Source organism: Streptomyces sp. NPDC053048 (assembly GCF_044547045.1).
Lineage (GTDB): Bacteria > Actinomycetota > Actinomycetes > Streptomycetales > Streptomycetaceae > Streptomyces.
Window position 1 is genome coordinate 87,239 of sequence record NZ_JBITZS010000008.1, and the last position, 17,723, is coordinate 104,961.

The following is a 17,723-nucleotide window of genomic DNA, read 5'->3' on the forward strand; positions in this document are numbered from 1 at the left end:
CGCCCCGGCGGCGCGCCACCTCGGATGCTCACGCCACCGGATCGGCGCCCGCCCGCAGCGCCCGGCGCCGCACCGACACCAGCCAGTCCTCCACGCGCGCGGCGTCCGGTCGTTCGGGCAGCGGGCTGTGCTCCAGGGCCCGGTCCAGGCGCTCGACGAGCCGGTCGCGCCAGGCCTGGACCTCCTCCCAGGGCACCTCCCCGCGGCGCACCGCCAGCAGCCGCTCCCGGTCGTCCCCGACATCGGTGCGCAGCGTGCCGGTCTCGAGCAGGGTGCCGCAGCTGCTCAGCAGGCGGAGCAGATGGACGACGGGCTTCCAGCGCGGCTCGCCGTCCCGCTCCCGGGCGGCCCGCGCCTTGGCGAACTGCGTCTGCGCGTAGCGGCCGAACGTCTGGTGGGCGCGCCGGGAGAGGAAGGCGGGGGCGAGCTCGAGCAGTTCGGCGCCCAGGGGCGTCCGGTGCTCCACGAGCGGGCTGTGCAGCACCTCGAGCAGGTTGGGGTTGGCGTTCAGGGCGAGCTCGCAGAAGCGCTCGACCTCCCAGCTGAACTGCTCCGGAAGCGGACCGTCCAGATGGGTGGGGGGCTTGGCCAGCCGCCAGAGGTCCTCGGTGGGGGCCACGTACACCCCGCGCCGGTCGGTGTCCGAACCGGCCGTCGCCAGCCCGAACGCGCGCGACCCCACGACCACGGTCAGGATGGAGTGCTGCTCGACCAGGTGTTCCCACTGCTGTGCCATGGCGGCCATTCTCGGTCCCGCGCGGCGCCCGCCACCAGCGGTTTTCCGCCCGGTGCCGGGTGGTGCGGGCCGTCCACTGGCGATCAGCCACGGCAGGGGGCAGGCTGACCTCTCTCGACACGGTTCGAGACGCGATGAGGAGAGATGGTCCATGAACGCACCCTTACCCGACGTGTCGCGGATCGCCCTGACGCCCGCCGCAGCCCGCCTCGTCCGTGAACTCACCGAGAAGCACGGGCCGCTGATGTTCCATCAGTCCGGTGGCTGCTGCGACGGCAGCTCGCCCATGTGCTATCCGCGCGGTGAGTTCCGTACGGGCGGCTCGGATGTGCTGCTGGCGGAGCTGGTCGTCGAGGGCGTCGGCGAGCCGGTCGGGTTCTGGATGGCGGCCGAGCAGTTCGAGCGGTGGCGCCACACCCACCTGACGGTGGATGTGGTGCCGGGGCGCGGCAGCGGTTTCTCGCTCGAGGCCCCCGAGGGCGTGCGGTTCCTGATCCGCTCGCGGCTGCTGACGGATCACGAGGCACAGGTGCTCGAGGGCCGGGACGGTCAGGACGTGGCGTCCGCCAGGGAGAGCGTGTGCAGGCGCTCCGGCGGGCCGGGCCTGGCGTAGTACCAGCCCTGGGCGGTGTCGCAGCCCAGTAAACGCAGGTGGGCGGCCTGGGTGCCCGTTTCCACGCCCTCGACCGTGACCGACAGGTCGAGGGTGTGGGCGAGGGAGACGATGCCTTCGACGATCTTCACGTCGACGGGGTCGGCGGGCGCGCGCTGCATGCCGCGGGTGAAGGAACGGTCGAGCTTGAGGGTGCTGACCGGCAGCCGGCGCAGGTAGGAGAGGTTGGAGTAGCCGGTGCCGAAGTCGTCCAGGGCGATGTCGACGCCGAGGTCGGCGAGTTCGCGCAGCGGGCGCAGCTCGTCCTCGTCGGCGCCGATGAGGGCGTTCTCGGTGACCTCCAGGCACAGCGCGGAGGGGTCGAGGCCGGCGTTGTCGAGGACGGCGACGGTGTCGGCGACCAGCCCGGGGTAGCGCAGCTGGGAGGGCGAGAGGTTGACGTTGACGCGCAGGGGCCCGTCGTAGGTGCCGGCCGAGCGCCAGGAGCGGGCCTGGCGGGCGGCCTCCTCGAGCACCCAGCGGCCCAGCGGCACGATCAGCCCGGTGTTCTCGGCGAGCGGGATGAACTGGTCCGGGCCGAGGACCCCGTGCACCGGGTGCAGCCAGCGCACCAGCGCCTCGGCGCCGCGCACCGTGCCGTCGGCGAGCTGGACGAGGGGCTGGTACTCGATGAAGAACTCGTCGTTGTCGAGGGCGGCGGGCAGGCAGTTGGTGAGGCTGTGCCGGGCGATGACGCGGGCGTCGGAGTCGGCGTCGGCGAGCTCGTAGCGGTTCCCGCCGGCGGCCTTGGCGCGGTACATGGTGATGTCGGCGCTGCGCAGCACCTCGGCCGCGCCGCGCTTGCCGGCCGCCCCGTCGACGACGCCGATGCTGGCCCGCACGGACAGGTGACGGCCGTCGAGGGTGACGGGTTCGGCGAGGGCGGCCAGCATGCGGCGGGCCAGCGCGGTCGCGTCGCCGGGGGCGGTGGGGCCGGTGGTCAGGGCCACGAACTCGTCGCCGCCGAGGCGGGCGACGAGTTCGCCGGGCTCGGTGGCGCAGCCGCGCAGCCGTTCGGCGACGGCGACGAGCAGCTGGTCGCCCACGGTGTGGCCGAGGCTGTCGTTGACGGACTTGAAGCCGTCTATGTCGAGGTAGCACAGGCTGAAACGGGCGACGCCGTCTGCTTGTGGCTCCAGCGCGCGGTCGAGGCGCTCGAAGAAGAGCGTCCGGTTGGGCAGGCCGGTGAGGGCGTCGTGGGTGGCCTCGTAGCGCAGGCGCTCGTGCAGGTGCCGGCGCTCGGTGATGTCCTCCATGAGCGCGAGCTGGTACTGGGGTTCCCCGGAGGCGTCGCGCAGGAGGGCGACCGAGAGGTCGGTCCACAGGACGCTGCCGTCGCTGCGGTAGTACGGCTTTTCGACGCGGTAGTGGTCGCGGTCGCCGCGGACGAGCTCGCGGTAGAGGTTCCAGAAGTCGGGCGAGTCGTCGGGGTGGACGAGTTCGCCGACGTTGCGGCCCGTGGGGGTGCTGCTCAGGTTGCCGAACATCCGCAGGACCGCCTGGTTGACGTCCAGGATGCGGCCGTCGACGTCCGCGATGCCCACGCCGACCGCGGCCGTCTCGAAGACCGCGCGGAAGCGGGCGTCGCTGTGGTGCAGGGCCTGTTCGGTCTCGGCCTGGGCGGCGAGGGCGGCGGTGGAGATGGCCTCCTGCTCGGTGACGGTGCGCTCGCGCAGGGCGCGGGCGAAGCCGGCGGCCACGGCGTGCTGCAGTCGCGAGCAGCGGGCGCGGCTCTCCTCGGCGGGCATGGGCCGGTCGGGCGGGCAGTACAGCACCAGGTAGGCGTCGATGACGCCGAGGATCAGGGGCAGGGCCTCGGGGTCGGTGCAGTGCGCCCGGACCAGGGCCTCGCCGACGCCGGCGGCGGGACGGGGGTCGAACGGGCGGGCGCCGAGGCTGTCGCTGAGGGTGCGGGCGAGCGGTACGAGGTAGCGCTCGAACTCGGCGCGTGACATGGCGGGTGCCGTGAGGGCCGGATGGACCGCGCGGCTCCAGATGGCGGCGAAGCGCCGCAGCCGGTCGTCCCGGGCATCGGGTCCGACGGCCCCCACGACGGATCCCGTGGATCCCATGGCGGTGTACGAAACCGGGGCGGCGGTTTGATTCACGGGCAGCATTCTGCCACTGCTCACTCGGCTCACGGCTGCCGCCCCACCCCTGCCGGGTCCGCGTGCGCGGCCGGGTCGGGCGGAGCGGTGTGCGGCCGGCGCGCGCCGACGACGCGGGCCGCGCGGTGCTGAGCGCGCGTCAGCGCCGTGGAACCGACCGCGCGACCGACCGTGCGGCGGACACCCCGTTGTCCTTCCCCCCGCAGCCGGACCGGCAGGCCCGGCTCGCTCGGCACGGACGGTTCGACGCCCTGGGGGGCCCGGGTGGGACGCTCCATCAGACTGTGTCTCCAGCTCATCTCAGGGGTGTTGAGCAGAGGCTACTGATCGTTCGTTCGAATGGAAGCGGCAAGCGGAAATGGGCGATCCGCATCCGGCCACCCCTCCACCTTCGCCTCCTGCGGGTGTGTCATTCGCCGCGGTTCGAAACCACCTGACCGCGTGACATGCATCTCCTCCGCCGGACGGTCAGGCCGTGGCCGCCCGGCGCCGGGACACACGAAGGATCACACCATTGATCACTTCTCTGGTCACTGGAGCAAATGATCACATGGAGGAACTATGTGCGGTACGTGCGGGGGTCCGGGCGGCCCGTCGGCGGCCGCCCGGACCGTCGCTCAGCGCACCCCGACCGAGGCGAGCGCCCGCGCCTGACGTGTCGTCGGGCCCACGGGGAAGTAGAGGTAGCAGATGCCTCCCGAGCCGCTCCGCACCTGTCCCTGGGCGTTGTGCCGCTTGGTGCGCAGCCAGATGTTCTCGAACTGCCTGCGCTTGTAGACGCGCTCGACCGCCGCGTTCGACGGGCTCGCCGGGTCGTTGGCCACCACGTCGCCGTCCTTGGTGAAACCGACCACGCACATCAGGTGACCCGCCGTCCCGTAGCCGGCGCCGTCGAGTTCGGAGGCGAGGAAGGACTGGGAGGTGATGACGGGGATCCCGGCGCGCACCAGGCGCTCGGCGTCGTTCAGTGAGCGCAGCCGGGTGACCACGGACTGCAGGTCGGGGTAGGTGGCGGCGTAGGCGGCGTTGAAGGGCCAGTTGCCGCAGCCCTTGTACTGGTAGTCGTAGGTGTGCCGGGCCGCGTGGCACACCTGGGGGTCGGCGTAGGCGGGATCGACCCAGGCGAGGTCCTCGGGGCCGGGCCTGCGGCCCCAGTACTCGATGACCATCTGCGAGGAGGTGGGGCTGCACCAGGCCTCGCCGCCGTTGTCGTACTCGGGGTACTGACCCTTGTGGATCTCCTGCGAGTAGCGCGGCACGGCCAGCCGGTGGCCCGCCCCCTCCCCCGGCCGTGAGGCGGGCACGATGAAGCGGTCGGGGATGTCGGAGGCCATCGCGCCGAGCCGCCACACGGTGGGGGTCAGGCGGGTGCCGGGCCTGCGGTGGAGGGTGAGCCTGAGCTCGTAGGAGACCAGGCGCAGCCGGCTCGCGGGGTTGTCGACGGAGAGGGTGTCGGTGGAGACGCTGCTCTTGCCGTCGCCCTGTCCGTCGACGGAGGTCCGGCGGATGTCGCCGGGCCCGTCCCCGGACGTCCAGCGGCCCATCACGTACCAGGGGGTTTGCGTGCGGTCGCTGTAGGTGCCGCGCAGTTCGGTCTGGAGCCAGGTGCCGGCCGGGGTGCGGGCGTTCCAGGAGACGACGACCTCGGTCGCGGGGACGGGCAGGGTGCGCAGCGGCGAGAGCCAGGTGGCGTACTCCCAGGTGGCCGTCTTCTGGGTGTGCGGGTCGCGGTACTCCTGGGTGCCGATGGGGTCGCCGATGACCAGGCCGGGGCGGGTGCCGCCCAGGACGCGGGTGCCGGCGCCGCGGCCGGCGGACCACTGCGGGAAGGTGGCCCAGGCGCGGTGGTCGACGGCGCCCTCGGGGCGGTCGCTCCCGCCGCCGGGGGCACCCGCGAAGGCGGGCGTGACCGAGGCGAAGGGCGAGGCGGCCGCCGCGACGGCGAGGGCGGCGGTGAGCACGGCTCGGCGGGGCGTGGGTCTGCTGGTCATGACGGTGGTCCCCCAGTCGTCTGTGGATGGGGCCGCGGGTGCGGACCGGCCCGGTCCATACCGGCCGGACCACTATCGCGGCTGCGGCGGTCCACGGCCAGTGATGCCCGCGCGGCGCGTCCCCCAATACGCGGTCCTTCCCTACGTGGTCCTTCACATACGTGGTCCTTCGGAGCGGGCGGTGCGCGGGGCGGTCCCGGAGCGGCCACGGCCTAGGGTGTGTCCGGTGAACGATCGATCCGTGCCCCCTGGTCCGCCCGGCCCCGGCGTGCTCGCCGGGCTGGCCCGGCGGCTGCGGGCGCTGCCGCCGTCCGTCGGGCCGGTGCGGCTCGTCGCCGTGGACGGGCACGCCGGGTCGGGGAAGACCACCTTCAGCGAGCGCCTGGCGGCGGCCCTGGGCGGCGCGCCCGTACTGCACCTGGACGACCTGGCGACGCACGAGGAGCTGTTCGAGTGGACCGGGCGGCTCGAGGAGTGGGTGCTGGCCCCCTTCGCCCGCGGTGAGGCGGCGCGGTACCGGGCGTACGACTGGGTGACGCGGCGCTTCGGAGCGGAGCACGAGCTGCCGGCGGCGCCGGTGGTGCTGGTGGAGGGCGTGGGCGCGGGCCGCCGGGCCGTACGGCCCCATCTGGCGTGCCTGTTGTGGATGGAGTTGACGAACGAGGGCTCTTGGGAAAGGGGTCAACTCCGCGACGGTCCCGAACTGACCGAATTCTGGGACGGCTGGAAGCGAGCGGAGCGCGCCCATTTCACTACCGACCCCTCCCGTCCGTACGCCGAACTCCTGGTACTGCAGTGCAAAGAGGGATACAAGTTGCTTCCGGGGCCCCGGAAAACCGACTGATCCACGCTCCGCCTCACCCTCCGTGAGCACCCACCGCCGGTGCGCGCGCCGCCTGCGAACGATCCCCGCCGACTGCCCCAACTACGCTTGACCCAGGGGGCGTACAGGACTTACGTTCTCAATGTGCGGCCCGCCAAGGCCGCTTGCAGACGCGAAGCCCCCGGTTGTTCCCCCGTGATCGGGGGCTTCGTACTGCCCTCCGAGCTGCGATTTGGGCGCTTTGTCCCACCACACCACCGCTCCCACGTCACCCAGGGTGACCGCTCTCCGGGTCGCTTTCGCGACCGCCCCCGGCTCGCGTTCATGCCGTGAAGCGCGCCCCCCGCACCCTTCGGCCGACACCGATCGCGCAGGTACGATGCGAGACGGCGCACCCGTCGGCGGGCACCGCTGCGCGGGGTGTGCCGGCAAGTCGGCAACACTGGTCAACTCCCGTCCACAGCACAGCGGTTCGGAAAGGCGCGGCCAAGGCACTCGCCCGGCGGCACGGCACGCTACGGGGGCAGGTTTGTGGGGGACGTGATGGATCTCGGCATGCAGGGCCCGCCCGCCCCGGCCGATCTCGCCTGGCTGCGCGCCGTCGACGCCTACACCATGGGCGCGTACACGGAGGCCGAGCAGGAGTTCCGGTCCGCGGTGCGCGCCGACCCGGGAATGGCGGACGCCTGGCTCGGCCTGCACGCGCTGCGCGCCGAGACCACCACCGCGCTGCTGCGCATGTACCGCCACCGCGACCGGTTCGGCGAACAACGGGCCCGCCACCGGCGCCCGCTGAACTCCTGGTACTGGCTGGGCTGGTGGGTACAGCCGGTGCTGGAGAGCAACCGCGATCTGCTGCTCGCCCATGCCTCGCACTGGCTGGACGGCCGCCACGTCCCCGAGCTCGACCGGGCGCTCGCCGGCTGCCCGCCCGTCGAGGCCGACCCCCAGGTGCGCTTCCTGCACGCCTGCCGGGCCTATCTGGTCAAGGACTGGGACCAGCTCGTACGGCACACCGAGCCACTGCTCGAGGACCCGCTGCTGGGCATCGAGGCCGGCCTCTTCGGCGGCATGGCCCGGGTCCGGCTGGAGATGTACGGCCACGCCGAGCCGCTGCTTGCCGCCGCCCTGATGCGCTGCCGCAGCGAACAGCCGCAGCGCAAGGAGCTGCGCTACTGGCTCGCCCGCGCCCACGAGGGCACCGGCCGCAGCGCCGCGGCGCTCCCCCTCTACCGGGCCGTGCACCGGGTCGACCCCTCCTTCATGGACACCGCCGCCCGGCTGACCGCCATCGCCGACGCCGACGGCCTGGACGACGAGCACCTGGACCTTGCGTCCGTCCCGCTGGGCGGCGGCGGAGTCCCGGAGCCCCCCGAGCCGGGCGCGGAGCCCGAGCCGCAGGGCGTGCCCGACGCCCTCGACGTCCTCACCGGCACCGGCCCCGAGACCGGCGCCGAGCCGCTGGGCAACGCCCCGCTCGAGGCCGACGGGGTGCGCGAGAAGTTCCGCGTCCCCGCCCAGGGCGGCCCCGCGCCGCTGCCCGGCCGCCCGGACCCGGTCCTGCTGACCAGGGCCCTCGCCGAGCTGGAGCGCATGGTGGGCCTCGAGCCCGTCAAACGGCAGGTGCGGGCGCTGTCCGCGCAGCTGCACATGGCCCGGCTGCGGGCCGGCCAGGGGCTGCCCGTCCAGCCCCCCAAGCGTCACTTCGTCTTCTCCGGCCCCTCCGGCACCGGCAAGACCACCGTCGCGCGCATCCTCGGCCGGGTGTTCTATGCCCTCGGACTGCTGGGCGGCGACCACCTGGTCGAGGCCCAGCGGGCGGACCTGGTCGGCGAATTCCTGGGGCAGACGGCCGTCAAGGCGAACGAGCTCATCGACTCCGCGCTCGGCGGCGTGCTCTTCGTCGACGAGGCCTACAGCCTCTCCAACTCCGGCTACAGCAAGGGCGACGCCTACGGCGACGAGGCGCTGCAGGTCCTCCTCAAACGCGCCGAGGACAACCGCGACCGCCTGGTGGTCATCCTGGCCGGCTACCCCGAGGGCATGGACCGCCTCCTGGCCGCCAACCCCGGGCTGCACTCCCGCTTCACCACCCGGGTCGACTTCCCCAGCTACCGCCCCGCCGAGCTCACCAGCATCGGCGAGGTCCTGGCCGCGGAGAACGGCGACGCCTGGGACGAGGAGGCACTGGAGGAACTGCGCAGCATCAGCGGACACGTCGTCGAGCAGGGCTGGATCGACGAGCTCGGCAACGGCCGCTTCCTGCGCACCCTGTACGAGAAGAGCTGCGCGTACCGGGACCTGCGGCTGTCGGCGTACCCGGGTACGCCGACGCGCGACGATCTGGCGACGCTGCGCCTGCCGGATCTGATGCAGGCGTACGGGGAGATCCTCTCGGGGCCGGGCTGGGGGGCGCCGCGGCGCCGCCAGGGCGACGCGCGGGATCCGCAGGATCCGGCGCCGTGACCCCCACGGTGGGGGCGGGTTGGGCACCGCCGGCCACGCCGGTGGGGGTTACCCGCCGTCGCGGCGGAGGGTTCTTCCCCAGTCCCGCCCCTTCCCGTAACCGGGGGCAAGCCCCCGGACCCCCCGGGGGGGCTGGGGGCTTGCCCCCAGGAAACGGTGAAATGGGGCACCTCCCAGCGGTAGCTGGGGGAGGGACCGGGGCCTCTCCCCCGCCGCGACGGCGCTCAGCCCACCGCGAGGTGCCCGGCGGTGCCGGGCCCGGGTCAGCCCGCCACCGCCTCCCGTACCTCCGGTACCCGGGCCGGTTCCGGGGTCGGGGTCGGCGCCGGGGCCGGGGCCGGGATCTCGCGGTGGGCCGGATCCCGGACCTCGCCGACCAGCATCTCCAGCACGTCCTCCAGGGCCACCAGCCCCAGCACCCGCCCGGAGGCATCCGTCACGGCGGCCAGATGGGCGGCAGCCCTGCGCATCACCGTCAGCGCGTCGTCCAGCGGCAGTTCGGCCCGCAGGGTCTCCACGCGGCGCCACACGTACTGCGGCACCGCCCGTTCCCTCTCCTCCAGGTCCAGGACGTCCTTGACGTGGAGGTAGCCCATGAAGGCCCCGCCCGGGGAGGCGCATATCGGGAAGCGGGAGTAGCCGGTGCGTACCGTCAGCTCCTCGATCTGCCGGGGCGTCACCGACGGATCGACCGTCACCAAGCTGGCCGGGTCCAGCAGGACCTCGGTGACCGGGCGGCTGCCCCAGCCCAGGGCGTCCTCGAGCCGCTCCTGCTGCTCGGGCTCCAGCAGGCCGGCCTGCCGGGAGTCGTCGACCAGCCGGTTGAGCTGCTCGCTGGTGAAGACGGCCTCCACCTCGTCCTTGGGCTCGACGCGGAAGAGCCGCAGCACGCCGTGCGCACACGCGCCGAGCAGGCGGGTGACCGGCCGGCACAGGCGCGCGAACGTCACCAGGCCGGGCCCGAGCCACAGCGCCGCCCGGTCGGGCGCGGACATCGCCAGGTTCTTCGGCACCATCTCGCCGATGACCAGGTGCAGGAAGACCACGAGGGCCAGTGCGATCACATAGCCCAGCGGGTGGATGAGCCCCTGCGGCAGTCCCACCGCGTGGAAGACGGGCTCCAGCAGCTTGGCCACGGTCGGCTCGGCCACCGCGCCCAGCGTCAGCGAGCAGACGGTGATGCCGAACTGTGCCGCCGCCATCATCTGGGGCAGGTTCTCCAGACCGGTCAGGACGGTACGGGCGCGGCCCGAGCCCTCGGCCGCCTTCGGTTCGATCTGGCTGCGCCGTACGGAGACCAGCGCGAATTCGGCGCCCACGAAGAAGCCGTTGGCGAGGACCAGCAGCACGGCGAGAAGGAGTTGCAGCACGCTCACCGGCGGGCCCCCGCCGTCTCGGCCGCGGCACCGGCGGCGACGCCGGCGCGCACGATCCGCACCCGCTCGGCCCGGTGGTGCCCGACCCTGCGCACCGAGAGCCGCCAGCCGGGCAGCTCGGCGCTGTCGCCCGGGGCGGGGATGCGTCCCAGCAGCCCGGCGACGAGGCCGGCGACGGTCTCGTACGGGCCGTCGGGCGCCTCGAGGCCGATGCGCCGCAGCGCGTCGACCCGGCAGCCGCCGTCGGCCTCCCATGCCTGGCGCCCGTCCTCGCAGGCCACGGGGGCCAGCTCCGGGCGTCCGGCGTCCGCCGTGTCGTGCTCGTCGCGCACCTCGCCGACGAGCTCCTCGACGATGTCCTCGAGCGTGACGACGCCGGCCGTGCCGCCGTACTCGTCGACGACCACGGCTATGGGCTGCCGGCTGCGCAGCTGCTCGAGCAGCGGCTGCACGGGCAGGGTGCCGGGGACGAGCATGGGGGCCACGGCGATGCGTCCGACGGGGGTGCGCAGCCGTTCGTGGCCGGGCACGGCGAGCGCGTCCTTGAGGTGGACCATGCCGATCACCTCGTCGAGCCGCTCCCGGTAGACGGGGAAGCGCGAGAGGCCGGTGGCACGGGTGAGGTTGAGGACGTCCTCCGCGGTGGCGGTGGACTGCAGGGCGCTGACCTTCACCCGGGGGGTCATCACGTGCTGGGCGGTCAGCCCGCCGAGCGAGAGGGTCCGTACGAAGAGGTCGGCCGTGTCCTGCTCGAGCGCGCCGGCACGGGCCGAGTGGCGGGCGAGGGAGACGAGTTCGCCGGGGGTGCGGGCGGAGGCCAGCTCCTCGGCGGGCTCGACGCCCATGGCCCGTACGAGCCGGTTGGCGACGGTGTTGAGCAGGGTGATGACGGGCCGGAAGAAGTGGGCGAAGACGCTCTGGGGGCCGGCGACGAACCGCGCGACCTGCAGCGGCCGGGAGACCGCCCAGTTCTTGGGCACCAGCTCGCCGACGACCATCTGCACGGCGGAGGCCAGCAGCATGCCGGTCACAACGGCGACGCCCGGGGCTGCGCCGTCCGGCAGCCCGGCGGCGGTCAGCGGGGTGGTGAGCAGCCGGCCGAGCGCGGGCTCGGCGAGCATGCCGACCACCAAGGAGGTGATGGTGATGCCCAGTTGGGTGCCGGAGAGCTGGAAGGACAGCTCACGCAGGGACGCGACCACGGTACGGGCCCGGTGGTCGCCGTCGGCCGCGGCCCGTTCGGCCTCCGGCTTCTCGACGGTCACCAGGCCGAACTCGGCGGCGACGAAGAAGCCGTTCGCCAGGATGAGGAGCAGTGCTGCCGCGAGCAGCAGGAGGGACACGGTGATGCTCATGACGCCGCCTCGCTGTGGGGGGCGGCGCAGGTACTACAGGACGATCCGTCCATCGCCGGAGGGAGTCACTCCTTGGTCCGCAGGTGCCTCGGTGCGAGGCGGGGCACGTGTGTGCCCGTGGCACCAGAGTAATCAAGGAACCCGGAGCGACGGCGATTCAGGTCGACGACCGGCCCGTGCCGTGCGCCTCGACCAGCGCCCGCAGGGCGCGGGCGTCGGCGATGGCCCGCTGTTTGGCGATGCCGGTCTGGATGCCCATGGCCGGCAGGCTGGTGCCGTCGGCGAGGTCGAGGTGGACCCAGGAGTCGCCGACGCGCAGGTTGACCCGCACGATCTGGGCCCAGGCCAGGCGGCGGACCGTGGTGAGGTTGGTGACGGTCACGCCGTCCTCGGTGGCGACGACCTTGGGGCGGCTGAGCAGGGAGAGGACGCCCAGGCCGAGCAGCCCGGTGCAGATGAAGGTGATCCGGTCCCCGGTGGTGAACGTCTGCAGCAGCAGCGACATCACGGTGAGGACGACCAGCAGCATCACGCCGATGGACAGCAGCACGACCCGGGTACGGGTCGGCCGGAAGGTGACGGGCAGCTCGGGCATGGGTGTCTCTTCTGGCATGCGGACCGACGGGTCAGAGGCGGCAGGCGTGGATGCCGGTGGTGAGGATGGCGCGGGCGCCGAGCTCGTAGAGCTCGTCCATGATGCGCTGGGCGTCCCGCGCGGGGACCATCGAGCGGACCGCGACCCAGCCCTCGTGGTGCAGCGGGGAGACGGTCGGGGACTCCAGGCCCGGGGTGAGGGCGACGGCGCGCTCGACCTGCTCGACGCGGATGTCGTAGTCCATCATCACGTAGCGGCGGGCGACCAGGACGCCCTGCATCCGGCGGAGGAACTGCTGGACCTTGGGGTCGTCGGCGGGCGCGCCGTGCCGGCGGATGACGACGGCCTCGGAGGTGAGGATCGGCTCGCCGATGACCTCGAGGCCGGCGTTGCGCAGGGTGGTGCCGGTCTCCACGACGTCCGCGATGACCTCGGCGACGCCCAGCTGGATGGCGGTCTCGACGGCGCCGTCGAGGTGGACGACGGCGGCGTCCACGCCGTTGTCGGCGAGGTGCTTGGTGACCAGGCCGGCGAAGGAGGTGGCGATCGTCATGCCGCCGAACTCGCTGACGTCCTTCGCGGTCCCCGGGCGGGTGGCGTAGCGGAAGGTGGAGCCGGCGAAGCCGAGCTGCATGATCTCCTCGGCCTGGGAGCCGGAGTCGAGGAGCAGGTCGCGGCCGGTGATGCCGATGTCGAGCTTGCCGGAGCCGACGTAGACCGCGATGTCGCGGGGGCGCAGGAAGAAGAACTCGACCTCGTTCTCGGCGTCGACGAGGACGAGTTCCCTGCGGTCCTTGCGCTGGCGGTAGCCGGCCTCATGGAGCATCGCCGCCGCAGGCTCGGAGAGAGAACCCTTGTTGGGTACGGCGATGCGCAGCATGAGGTCGGTTTCCTTTGTGCTTGGGTTGTGGTGCCGGTTGACGGGCAGTACTGACGGTGCGGTGGTGCCGGTCAGAGATGAGCGTATACGTCGTCCAGGGAGATCCCCCGGGCCACCATCATCACCTGCAGGTGGTACAGCAGCTGGGAGATCTCCTCGGCGGTGGCCTCGGCGCCCTCGTACTCGGCGGCCATCCACACCTCGGCCGCCTCCTCGACGACCTTCTTGCCGATGGCATGGACGCCCTTGCCCACCAGTTCGGCGGTGCGAGAGGTGGCCGGGTCGCCGGAGGCCTTCTGCTGGAGCTCGGCGAAGAGCTCCTCGAACGTCTTCCTGTACATGGTGGCCCTAGCCTACGGGGTCCGCGCCCGGTGTCAGTGCCAGGGCTCGGACACCGAACGGAGGATCATCGCGGTGGCGACGGCCGCGGTGACCGCCTCGTGGCCCTTGTCCTCGGCCGAGCCCTCCAGTCCGGCGCGGTCCAGGGCCTGCTCCTCGGTGTCGCAGGTCAGTACGCCGAAGCCGACCGGGACGCCGGTGTCGACGGAGACCTTGGTCAGGCCGTCGGTGACGCCCTGGCACACGTAGTCGAAGTGCGGGGTGCCGCCGCGGATGACGACGCCGAGGGCGACGATCGCGTCGTAGCCGCGGCCGGCCAGGACCTTGGCCACGACCGGGAGCTCCCAGCTGCCGGGCACGCGCAGCAGGGTCGGCTCGTCGATGCCCAGCTCGTGCAGGGCCCGCAGGGAGCCGTCGACGAGTCCGTCCATGACCTTCTCGTGCCACTGCGCGGCGATCACGGCCACCCGCAGGTCCTGGCAGTTCTTCACACTCAGCTCGGGGGCGCCCTTGCCGCTCACGTCGTTGTCTCCTCGGTCGGTGTGGTGATCACTGGTTGCTCACTGGTTGCCGCAGGCGGACACCTGGTCGGTGTCCAGCCAGGGCAGGTCGTGGCCCATGCGGTCGCGCTTGGTCCGCAGGTAGCGCAGGTTGTGCTCGCCGGCCTGGACGGGCATGGGCTCGCGGCCGGTGACCTCGAGTCCGTGCCGTACCAGGGCGGCGGTCTTGTCGGGGTTGTTGGTCAGCAGGCGCAGCGAGCGCACGCCGAGGTCGGCGAGGATGCGCGCGCCGGCGGCGTAGTCGCGGGCGTCGGCGGGCAGGCCCAGCTCGAGGTTGGCGTCGAGGGTGTCACGCCCGTCCTCCTGGAGCTCGTAGGCGCGCAGCTTGGGCAGCAGGCCGATGCCGCGGCCCTCGTGGCCGCGCAGGTAGAGGACGACGCCGCGGCCCTCGGTGGCGATGCGGTCCAGGGAGGCGTGCAGCTGGGGGCCGCAGTCGCAGCGCAGCGAGGCGAAGACGTCGCCGGTCAGGCATTCGGAGTGGACGCGCACCAGGACGTCGTCGCCGTCGCCGAGGTCACCCGCGACGAGCGCGATGTGCTCGACGCCGTCGACGGTGGAGCGGTAGCCGTAGGCGCGGAACTCGCCGAAGGCGGTGGGCAGGCGGGTCTCGGCCTCGCGCCGCACGGTGGGCTCGGCGGAGCGGCGGTAGGCGATCAGGTCCTCGATGGAGATGATCGACAGGCCGTGCTTGCGGGCGAAGGGGACCAGCTCGGGCAGGCGCAGCATGGCGCCGTCCTCGCCGGCGATCTCCACGATCGCGGCGGCCGGGCGCAGCCCGGCGAGGCGGGCGAGGTCGACGCCGGCCTCGGTGTGGCCGTTGCGGACCAGGACGCCGCCGGGCTTGGCGCGCAGCGGGAAGACGTGTCCGGGGCGGACGAAGTCGCCGGGGACGGCGGCGGGGTCGGCCAGCAGCCGGATGGTGGTGGCGCGGTCGGCGGCGGAGATGCCGGTGTCGGTGCCGTGGGCGCGGGAGGCGTCGACGGAGACGGTGAAGGCGGTGCGCATCGACTCGGTGTTGCGCTGGACCATCTGGGGCAGGTCGAGCCGGTCGATGTCCGGCTCCTCCATGGGCACGCAGATCAGGCCGCGGCACTCGCTCATCATGAAGGCCACGATCTCGGTGGTGACCTTCTCGGCGGCGACGACGAGGTCGCCCTCGTTCTCGCGGTCGGCGTCGTCCACGACGACGACGGGCCGGCCGGCCGCGATGTCGGCGATGGCGCGCTCGACCGGGTCGAGGGTCAGCACGTCGGCGTCGCCCCCGGTCTCGTACCAGCTCTGCACGGCGGTCATGCCGTTACTCCTTCCGCAACGGACGCGGACTCCAGGCGGGCGCGGGAACGCAGCCACCAGTCGCGCATGCCCCACAGGACGAGGGCGAGATAGACGAGGTAGACGAGGCCGGAGAAGGCGAGCCCGCTGTCGAAGGCGAGCGGGACGCCGACCACGTCGACGAGCAGCCAGGCGAACCAGAACTCGACCAGGCCGCGGGCCTGGGCGACCATCGCGGCGAGGGTGCCGACGAAGATGTAGGCGTCCGGCCAGGGGTTCCAGGACAGCTCGGGCACGGCGGTGAACAGGGTGCCCACGGCGAGGGTGCCGAGGGCGGTGCCGGCGAGCAGCAGGACGCGTTCGCGCCAGGTGGCGAAGCGGATGGCGATGGAGCCGTCCTGGGCGCTGCGCCTGCCGCGCGTCCACTGCCGCCAGCCCCACAGCGCCACGCCGATGACGAGGAGCTGCTTGCCGATGCCGCCGCTGAGGTGGGCGGAGGCGTAGGCGGCGACGAGGATGACGCCGGAGAGGAACTGGGCGGGCCAGGTCCATATCGAGCGGCGCCAGCCGAGGGCGAGGGCGGCCAGGCCGACGGAGTTGCCGATCATGTCGGACCAGATGACGTGCTGTCCGAAGGCCGTGAACGCCTGCGCGTTGAGCCAGTCGAGGGCGCTCATGCGGCGCTCTCCCCGCCGGCCCGGTCGCCGAGCAGCCGCTCGACGTACTTGGCGAGGACGTCCACCTCGAGGTTGACCGGGTCGCCGGGCTGCTTGATGCCGAGCGTGGTGAGGTCGAGGGTGGTGGGGATGAGGCTGACGGTGAACCAGTCGTCGCCGGCCTCGACGACGGTGAGGCTGATGCCGTCGACGGTGATGGAGCCCTTCTCCACGACGTAGCGGGCGAGGCCGGCCGGCAGGGCGATCCTGACGATCTCCCAGTGCTCGGCGGGCCGGCGCTCGACGACGGTGCCGGTGCCGTCCACGTGGCCCTGGACGAGGTGGCCGCCGAGGCGTCCGCCCAGTGCCATGGGGCGCTCGAGGTTGACGCGGGAGCCGGGGACGAGGGCGCCGAGGCTGGAGCGGTTGAGCGACTCGGCCATCACGTCGGCCGTGAACTCGCCGTCGGCGGTCTCGACGACGGTCAGGCAGACGCCGTTGACGGCGATCGAGTCGCCGTGCTTGGCGTCCTGGGTGACGAGCGGGCCGCGCAGCCGGAAGCGGGAGGCGTCGTCGAGCTTCTCGACGGCGACGACCTCGCCCAGTTCTTCGACGATTCCGGTGAACACGTCAGTTCTCCTCGGGGGCGTTGGCGGGGGCGGGAAGGGTGGCGTGGGGGGTGGCGGTGATCCGCAGGTCGGGGCCCAGCCGGGCGACGTCGGTGATGTCCAGGCGCAACGCCTGGGCGATCGTGCCGATTCCGGCGTGGCCGAGGACGGCCGGGCCGGCGCCGAGCAGGGCGGGGGCGAGGTAGCCGACGACCCGGTCGACGGCGTTCGCGGCCAGGAAGGCGCCGGCGAGCGTGGAGCCGCCCTCCAGCAGGACCGAGCACACGTCGCGTTCGCGCAGGGCGGCGAGCAGGGCGGTGACGTCCAGGCCGGTGCCGCCGCGGGCGCGGGGCAGCCGTACGGTCTCGACGCCCGCCAGGTGGGCGGTGTCGGCGTCCTCGGCGACGGCGACGAGGGTGGGGGCGGCGTCGTCCAGGATCCGGGCGCCGGGCTTGACGGTGGCGTGGGTGTCGACGACGACGCGCAGCGGCTGGGTGACCCCGTCCCGGCCGCGTACGGCCAGGTGGGGGTCGTCGGCGCGCAGGGTGCCGGAGCCGACGACGACGGCGTCGGCCTCGGCGCGCAGCCGGTGGACGTCGGCGCGGGACTCGGGCGAGGAGATCCAGCGGCTGGTGCCGTCGGCGGCGGCGCTGCGCCCGTCGAGGGTGGCGGCGTACTTCCAGACCACGAAGGGGCGCCGGTGCAGGACGGAGGTGAGCCAGGCGGCGTTGCCGGCGGCGGCCGGGTCGGCGAGCAGCCCGCCCTCGACGTCGACGCCCGCCGCGGCGAGGGTGGCCGCGCCGCCGGACGCGTCGGGGTTGGGGTCGGCCACGGCGTAGACGACGCGGGCGATGCCCGCGTCGACGAGGGCCTGGGAGCAGGGGCCGGTGCGGCCGGTGTGGTCGCAGGGCTCCAGGGTGACGACGGCGGTGGCGCCGCGGACGTCGTGGCCGGCCTCGGTGGCGGCGCGCAGGGCGTCGATCTCGGCATGCGGGGCGCCGGCGCGGCGGTGCAGGCCTTCGCCGATGGTCCGGCCCCGCTCGTCCAGGAGGACGCAGCCGACGACGGGGTTGGGGCTGGTGGAGCCGAGGGCGCGGGCGGCGAGCGCGATGGCGCGTCGCATCGCCTCTGCTTCGGTAGCGGTGGCCACCGGGGTCCTCCTGCCTCTTCGGGGCACGGACTCCGGGGCCGTCGTACGGGACGACGATGAGCGGGTACGCCGCAACGGTGGATCACGCCGGAGGGGTACGGATACGGGGGTGCCACGAGGGGCCGCCCGCTTCCGCGCCACCTGTGACGGTGTGCC

Annotated in this window: 16 protein-coding genes and 1 pseudogene; 3 read left to right on the plus strand and 14 right to left on the minus strand. The window is 73.2% G+C overall.

Annotated features, from left to right (window positions below; translation table 11 throughout):
* Positions 1–28: 28 nt before the first annotated feature.
* Entirely contained in the window at positions 29–736 is a 708-nt protein-coding gene (locus tag ACIG36_RS22010; protein ID WP_399930315.1) for a DNA polymerase beta superfamily protein, read from the minus strand.
* Positions 737–887: 151 nt separating this feature from the next.
* Between ACIG36_RS22010 and ACIG36_RS22015 the strand changes: the two are divergent.
* Positions 888–1,259 (plus strand): annotated as a pseudogene (locus ACIG36_RS22015) (DUF779 domain-containing protein); the annotation flags it as partial.
* Between the two features lie 26 nt (positions 1,260–1,285).
* Here the strand turns inward: ACIG36_RS22015 and ACIG36_RS22020 are convergent.
* The 3 genes from ACIG36_RS22020 to ACIG36_RS22030 form a co-directional block, all read right to left on the minus strand.
* Entirely contained in the window at positions 1,286–3,460 is a 2,175-nt protein-coding gene (locus ACIG36_RS22020) for a putative bifunctional diguanylate cyclase/phosphodiesterase (RefSeq protein WP_399931198.1), read from the minus strand.
* Positions 3,461–3,525: 65 nt separating this feature from the next.
* Complete coding sequence (locus ACIG36_RS22025; protein WP_399930318.1) at positions 3,526–3,774, minus strand: hypothetical protein; 249 nt, start codon at positions 3,772–3,774, stop codon at positions 3,526–3,528.
* Between the two features lie 339 nt (positions 3,775–4,113).
* The gene (locus ACIG36_RS22030; protein ID WP_399930319.1) at positions 4,114–5,487 is read right to left on the minus strand and encodes a peptidase C39 family protein; all 1,374 of its coding nucleotides are present in this window, start codon (positions 5,485–5,487) and stop codon (positions 4,114–4,116) included.
* Positions 5,488–5,713: 226 nt separating this feature from the next.
* Between ACIG36_RS22030 and ACIG36_RS22035 the strand changes: the two genes are divergently transcribed.
* Positions 5,714–6,331, plus strand: coding sequence for a uridine kinase (locus ACIG36_RS22035; RefSeq protein WP_399930322.1), 618 nt, complete (start codon positions 5,714–5,716; stop codon positions 6,329–6,331).
* Between the two features lie 522 nt (positions 6,332–6,853).
* Positions 6,854–8,776, plus strand: a complete 1,923-nt coding sequence (locus ACIG36_RS22040; protein WP_399930325.1) for an AAA family ATPase — start codon at positions 6,854–6,856, stop codon at positions 8,774–8,776.
* Between the two features lie 263 nt (positions 8,777–9,039).
* On the opposite strand, the gene ACIG36_RS22045 is transcribed toward ACIG36_RS22040, so the two are convergent.
* From ACIG36_RS22045 to ribD, 10 genes are all read right to left on the minus strand, one after another.
* Positions 9,040–10,152 (minus strand): hemolysin family protein, encoded by a 1,113-nt coding sequence (locus ACIG36_RS22045; RefSeq protein WP_399930327.1) that lies wholly within the window; start codon positions 10,150–10,152, stop codon positions 9,040–9,042.
* On the minus strand, positions 10,149–11,507 hold the full coding sequence (locus ACIG36_RS22050; protein ID WP_399930330.1) for a hemolysin family protein: 1,359 nt from the start codon (positions 11,505–11,507) through the stop codon (positions 10,149–10,151). The genes ACIG36_RS22045 and ACIG36_RS22050 overlap by 4 nt, the downstream gene beginning before the upstream one ends.
* 157 nt (positions 11,508–11,664) lie before the next feature.
* Positions 11,665–12,102: a PH domain-containing protein gene (locus tag ACIG36_RS22055; RefSeq protein ID WP_399930333.1), complete on the minus strand. Its 438-nt coding sequence runs from the start codon at positions 12,100–12,102 to the stop codon at positions 11,665–11,667.
* A gap of 31 nt (positions 12,103–12,133) precedes the next feature.
* Positions 12,134–12,982, minus strand: coding sequence for an ATP phosphoribosyltransferase (hisG, locus tag ACIG36_RS22060; RefSeq protein WP_399930335.1), 849 nt, complete (start codon positions 12,980–12,982; stop codon positions 12,134–12,136).
* Between the two features lie 71 nt (positions 12,983–13,053).
* Complete coding sequence (locus ACIG36_RS22065; protein ID WP_399930338.1) at positions 13,054–13,323, minus strand: phosphoribosyl-ATP diphosphatase; 270 nt, start codon at positions 13,321–13,323, stop codon at positions 13,054–13,056.
* Between the two features lie 33 nt (positions 13,324–13,356).
* Complete coding sequence (gene ribH, locus ACIG36_RS22070; RefSeq protein WP_399930340.1) at positions 13,357–13,842, minus strand: 6,7-dimethyl-8-ribityllumazine synthase; 486 nt, start codon at positions 13,840–13,842, stop codon at positions 13,357–13,359.
* A gap of 39 nt (positions 13,843–13,881) precedes the next feature.
* The gene (locus tag ACIG36_RS22075; RefSeq protein WP_399930343.1) at positions 13,882–15,174 is read right to left on the minus strand and encodes a bifunctional 3,4-dihydroxy-2-butanone-4-phosphate synthase/GTP cyclohydrolase II; all 1,293 of its coding nucleotides are present in this window, start codon (positions 15,172–15,174) and stop codon (positions 13,882–13,884) included.
* Positions 15,171–15,830, minus strand: coding sequence for a nicotinamide riboside transporter PnuC (locus tag ACIG36_RS22080; protein WP_399930346.1), 660 nt, complete (start codon positions 15,828–15,830; stop codon positions 15,171–15,173). The genes ACIG36_RS22075 and ACIG36_RS22080 overlap by 4 nt, the downstream gene beginning before the upstream one ends.
* Positions 15,827–16,438 (minus strand): riboflavin synthase, encoded by a 612-nt coding sequence (locus ACIG36_RS22085; RefSeq protein ID WP_399930349.1) that lies wholly within the window; start codon positions 16,436–16,438, stop codon positions 15,827–15,829. The genes ACIG36_RS22080 and ACIG36_RS22085 overlap by 4 nt, the downstream gene beginning before the upstream one ends.
* A gap of 1 nt (position 16,439) precedes the next feature.
* Complete coding sequence (gene ribD, locus ACIG36_RS22090) at positions 16,440–17,567, minus strand: bifunctional diaminohydroxyphosphoribosylaminopyrimidine deaminase/5-amino-6-(5-phosphoribosylamino)uracil reductase RibD (RefSeq protein WP_399930351.1); 1,128 nt, start codon at positions 17,565–17,567, stop codon at positions 16,440–16,442.
* Between the last annotated feature and the right edge of the window lie 156 nt (positions 17,568–17,723).

Coding starts and splice junctions, on each gene's coding strand:
- ACIG36_RS22065 (WP_399930338.1), bottom strand. CDS start 13,323: ATGTACAGGAAGACGTTCGAGGAGCTCTTCGCCGAGCTCCAGCAGAAG.
- ACIG36_RS22040 (WP_399930325.1), top strand. CDS start 6,854: ATGGATCTCGGCATGCAGGGCCCGCCCGCCCCGGCCGATCTCGCCTGG.
- ACIG36_RS22055 (WP_399930333.1), bottom strand. CDS start 12,102: ATGCCCGAGCTGCCCGTCACCTTCCGGCCGACCCGTACCCGGGTCGTG.
- ACIG36_RS22025 (WP_399930318.1), bottom strand. CDS start 3,774: ATGGAGCGTCCCACCCGGGCCCCCCAGGGCGTCGAACCGTCCGTGCCG.
- ACIG36_RS22050 (WP_399930330.1), bottom strand. CDS start 11,507: ATGAGCATCACCGTGTCCCTCCTGCTGCTCGCGGCAGCACTGCTCCTC.
- ACIG36_RS22080 (WP_399930346.1), bottom strand. CDS start 15,830: ATGAGCGCCCTCGACTGGCTCAACGCGCAGGCGTTCACGGCCTTCGGA.
- ACIG36_RS22075 (WP_399930343.1), bottom strand. CDS start 15,174: ATGACCGCCGTGCAGAGCTGGTACGAGACCGGGGGCGACGCCGACGTG.
- ACIG36_RS22010 (WP_399930315.1), bottom strand. CDS start 736: ATGGCACAGCAGTGGGAACACCTGGTCGAGCAGCACTCCATCCTGACC.
- ACIG36_RS22020 (WP_399931198.1), bottom strand. CDS start 3,460: ATGGGATCCACGGGATCCGTCGTGGGGGCCGTCGGACCCGATGCCCGG.
- ACIG36_RS22030 (WP_399930319.1), bottom strand. CDS start 5,487: ATGACCAGCAGACCCACGCCCCGCCGAGCCGTGCTCACCGCCGCCCTC.
- hisG (WP_399930335.1), bottom strand. CDS start 12,982: ATGCTGCGCATCGCCGTACCCAACAAGGGTTCTCTCTCCGAGCCTGCG.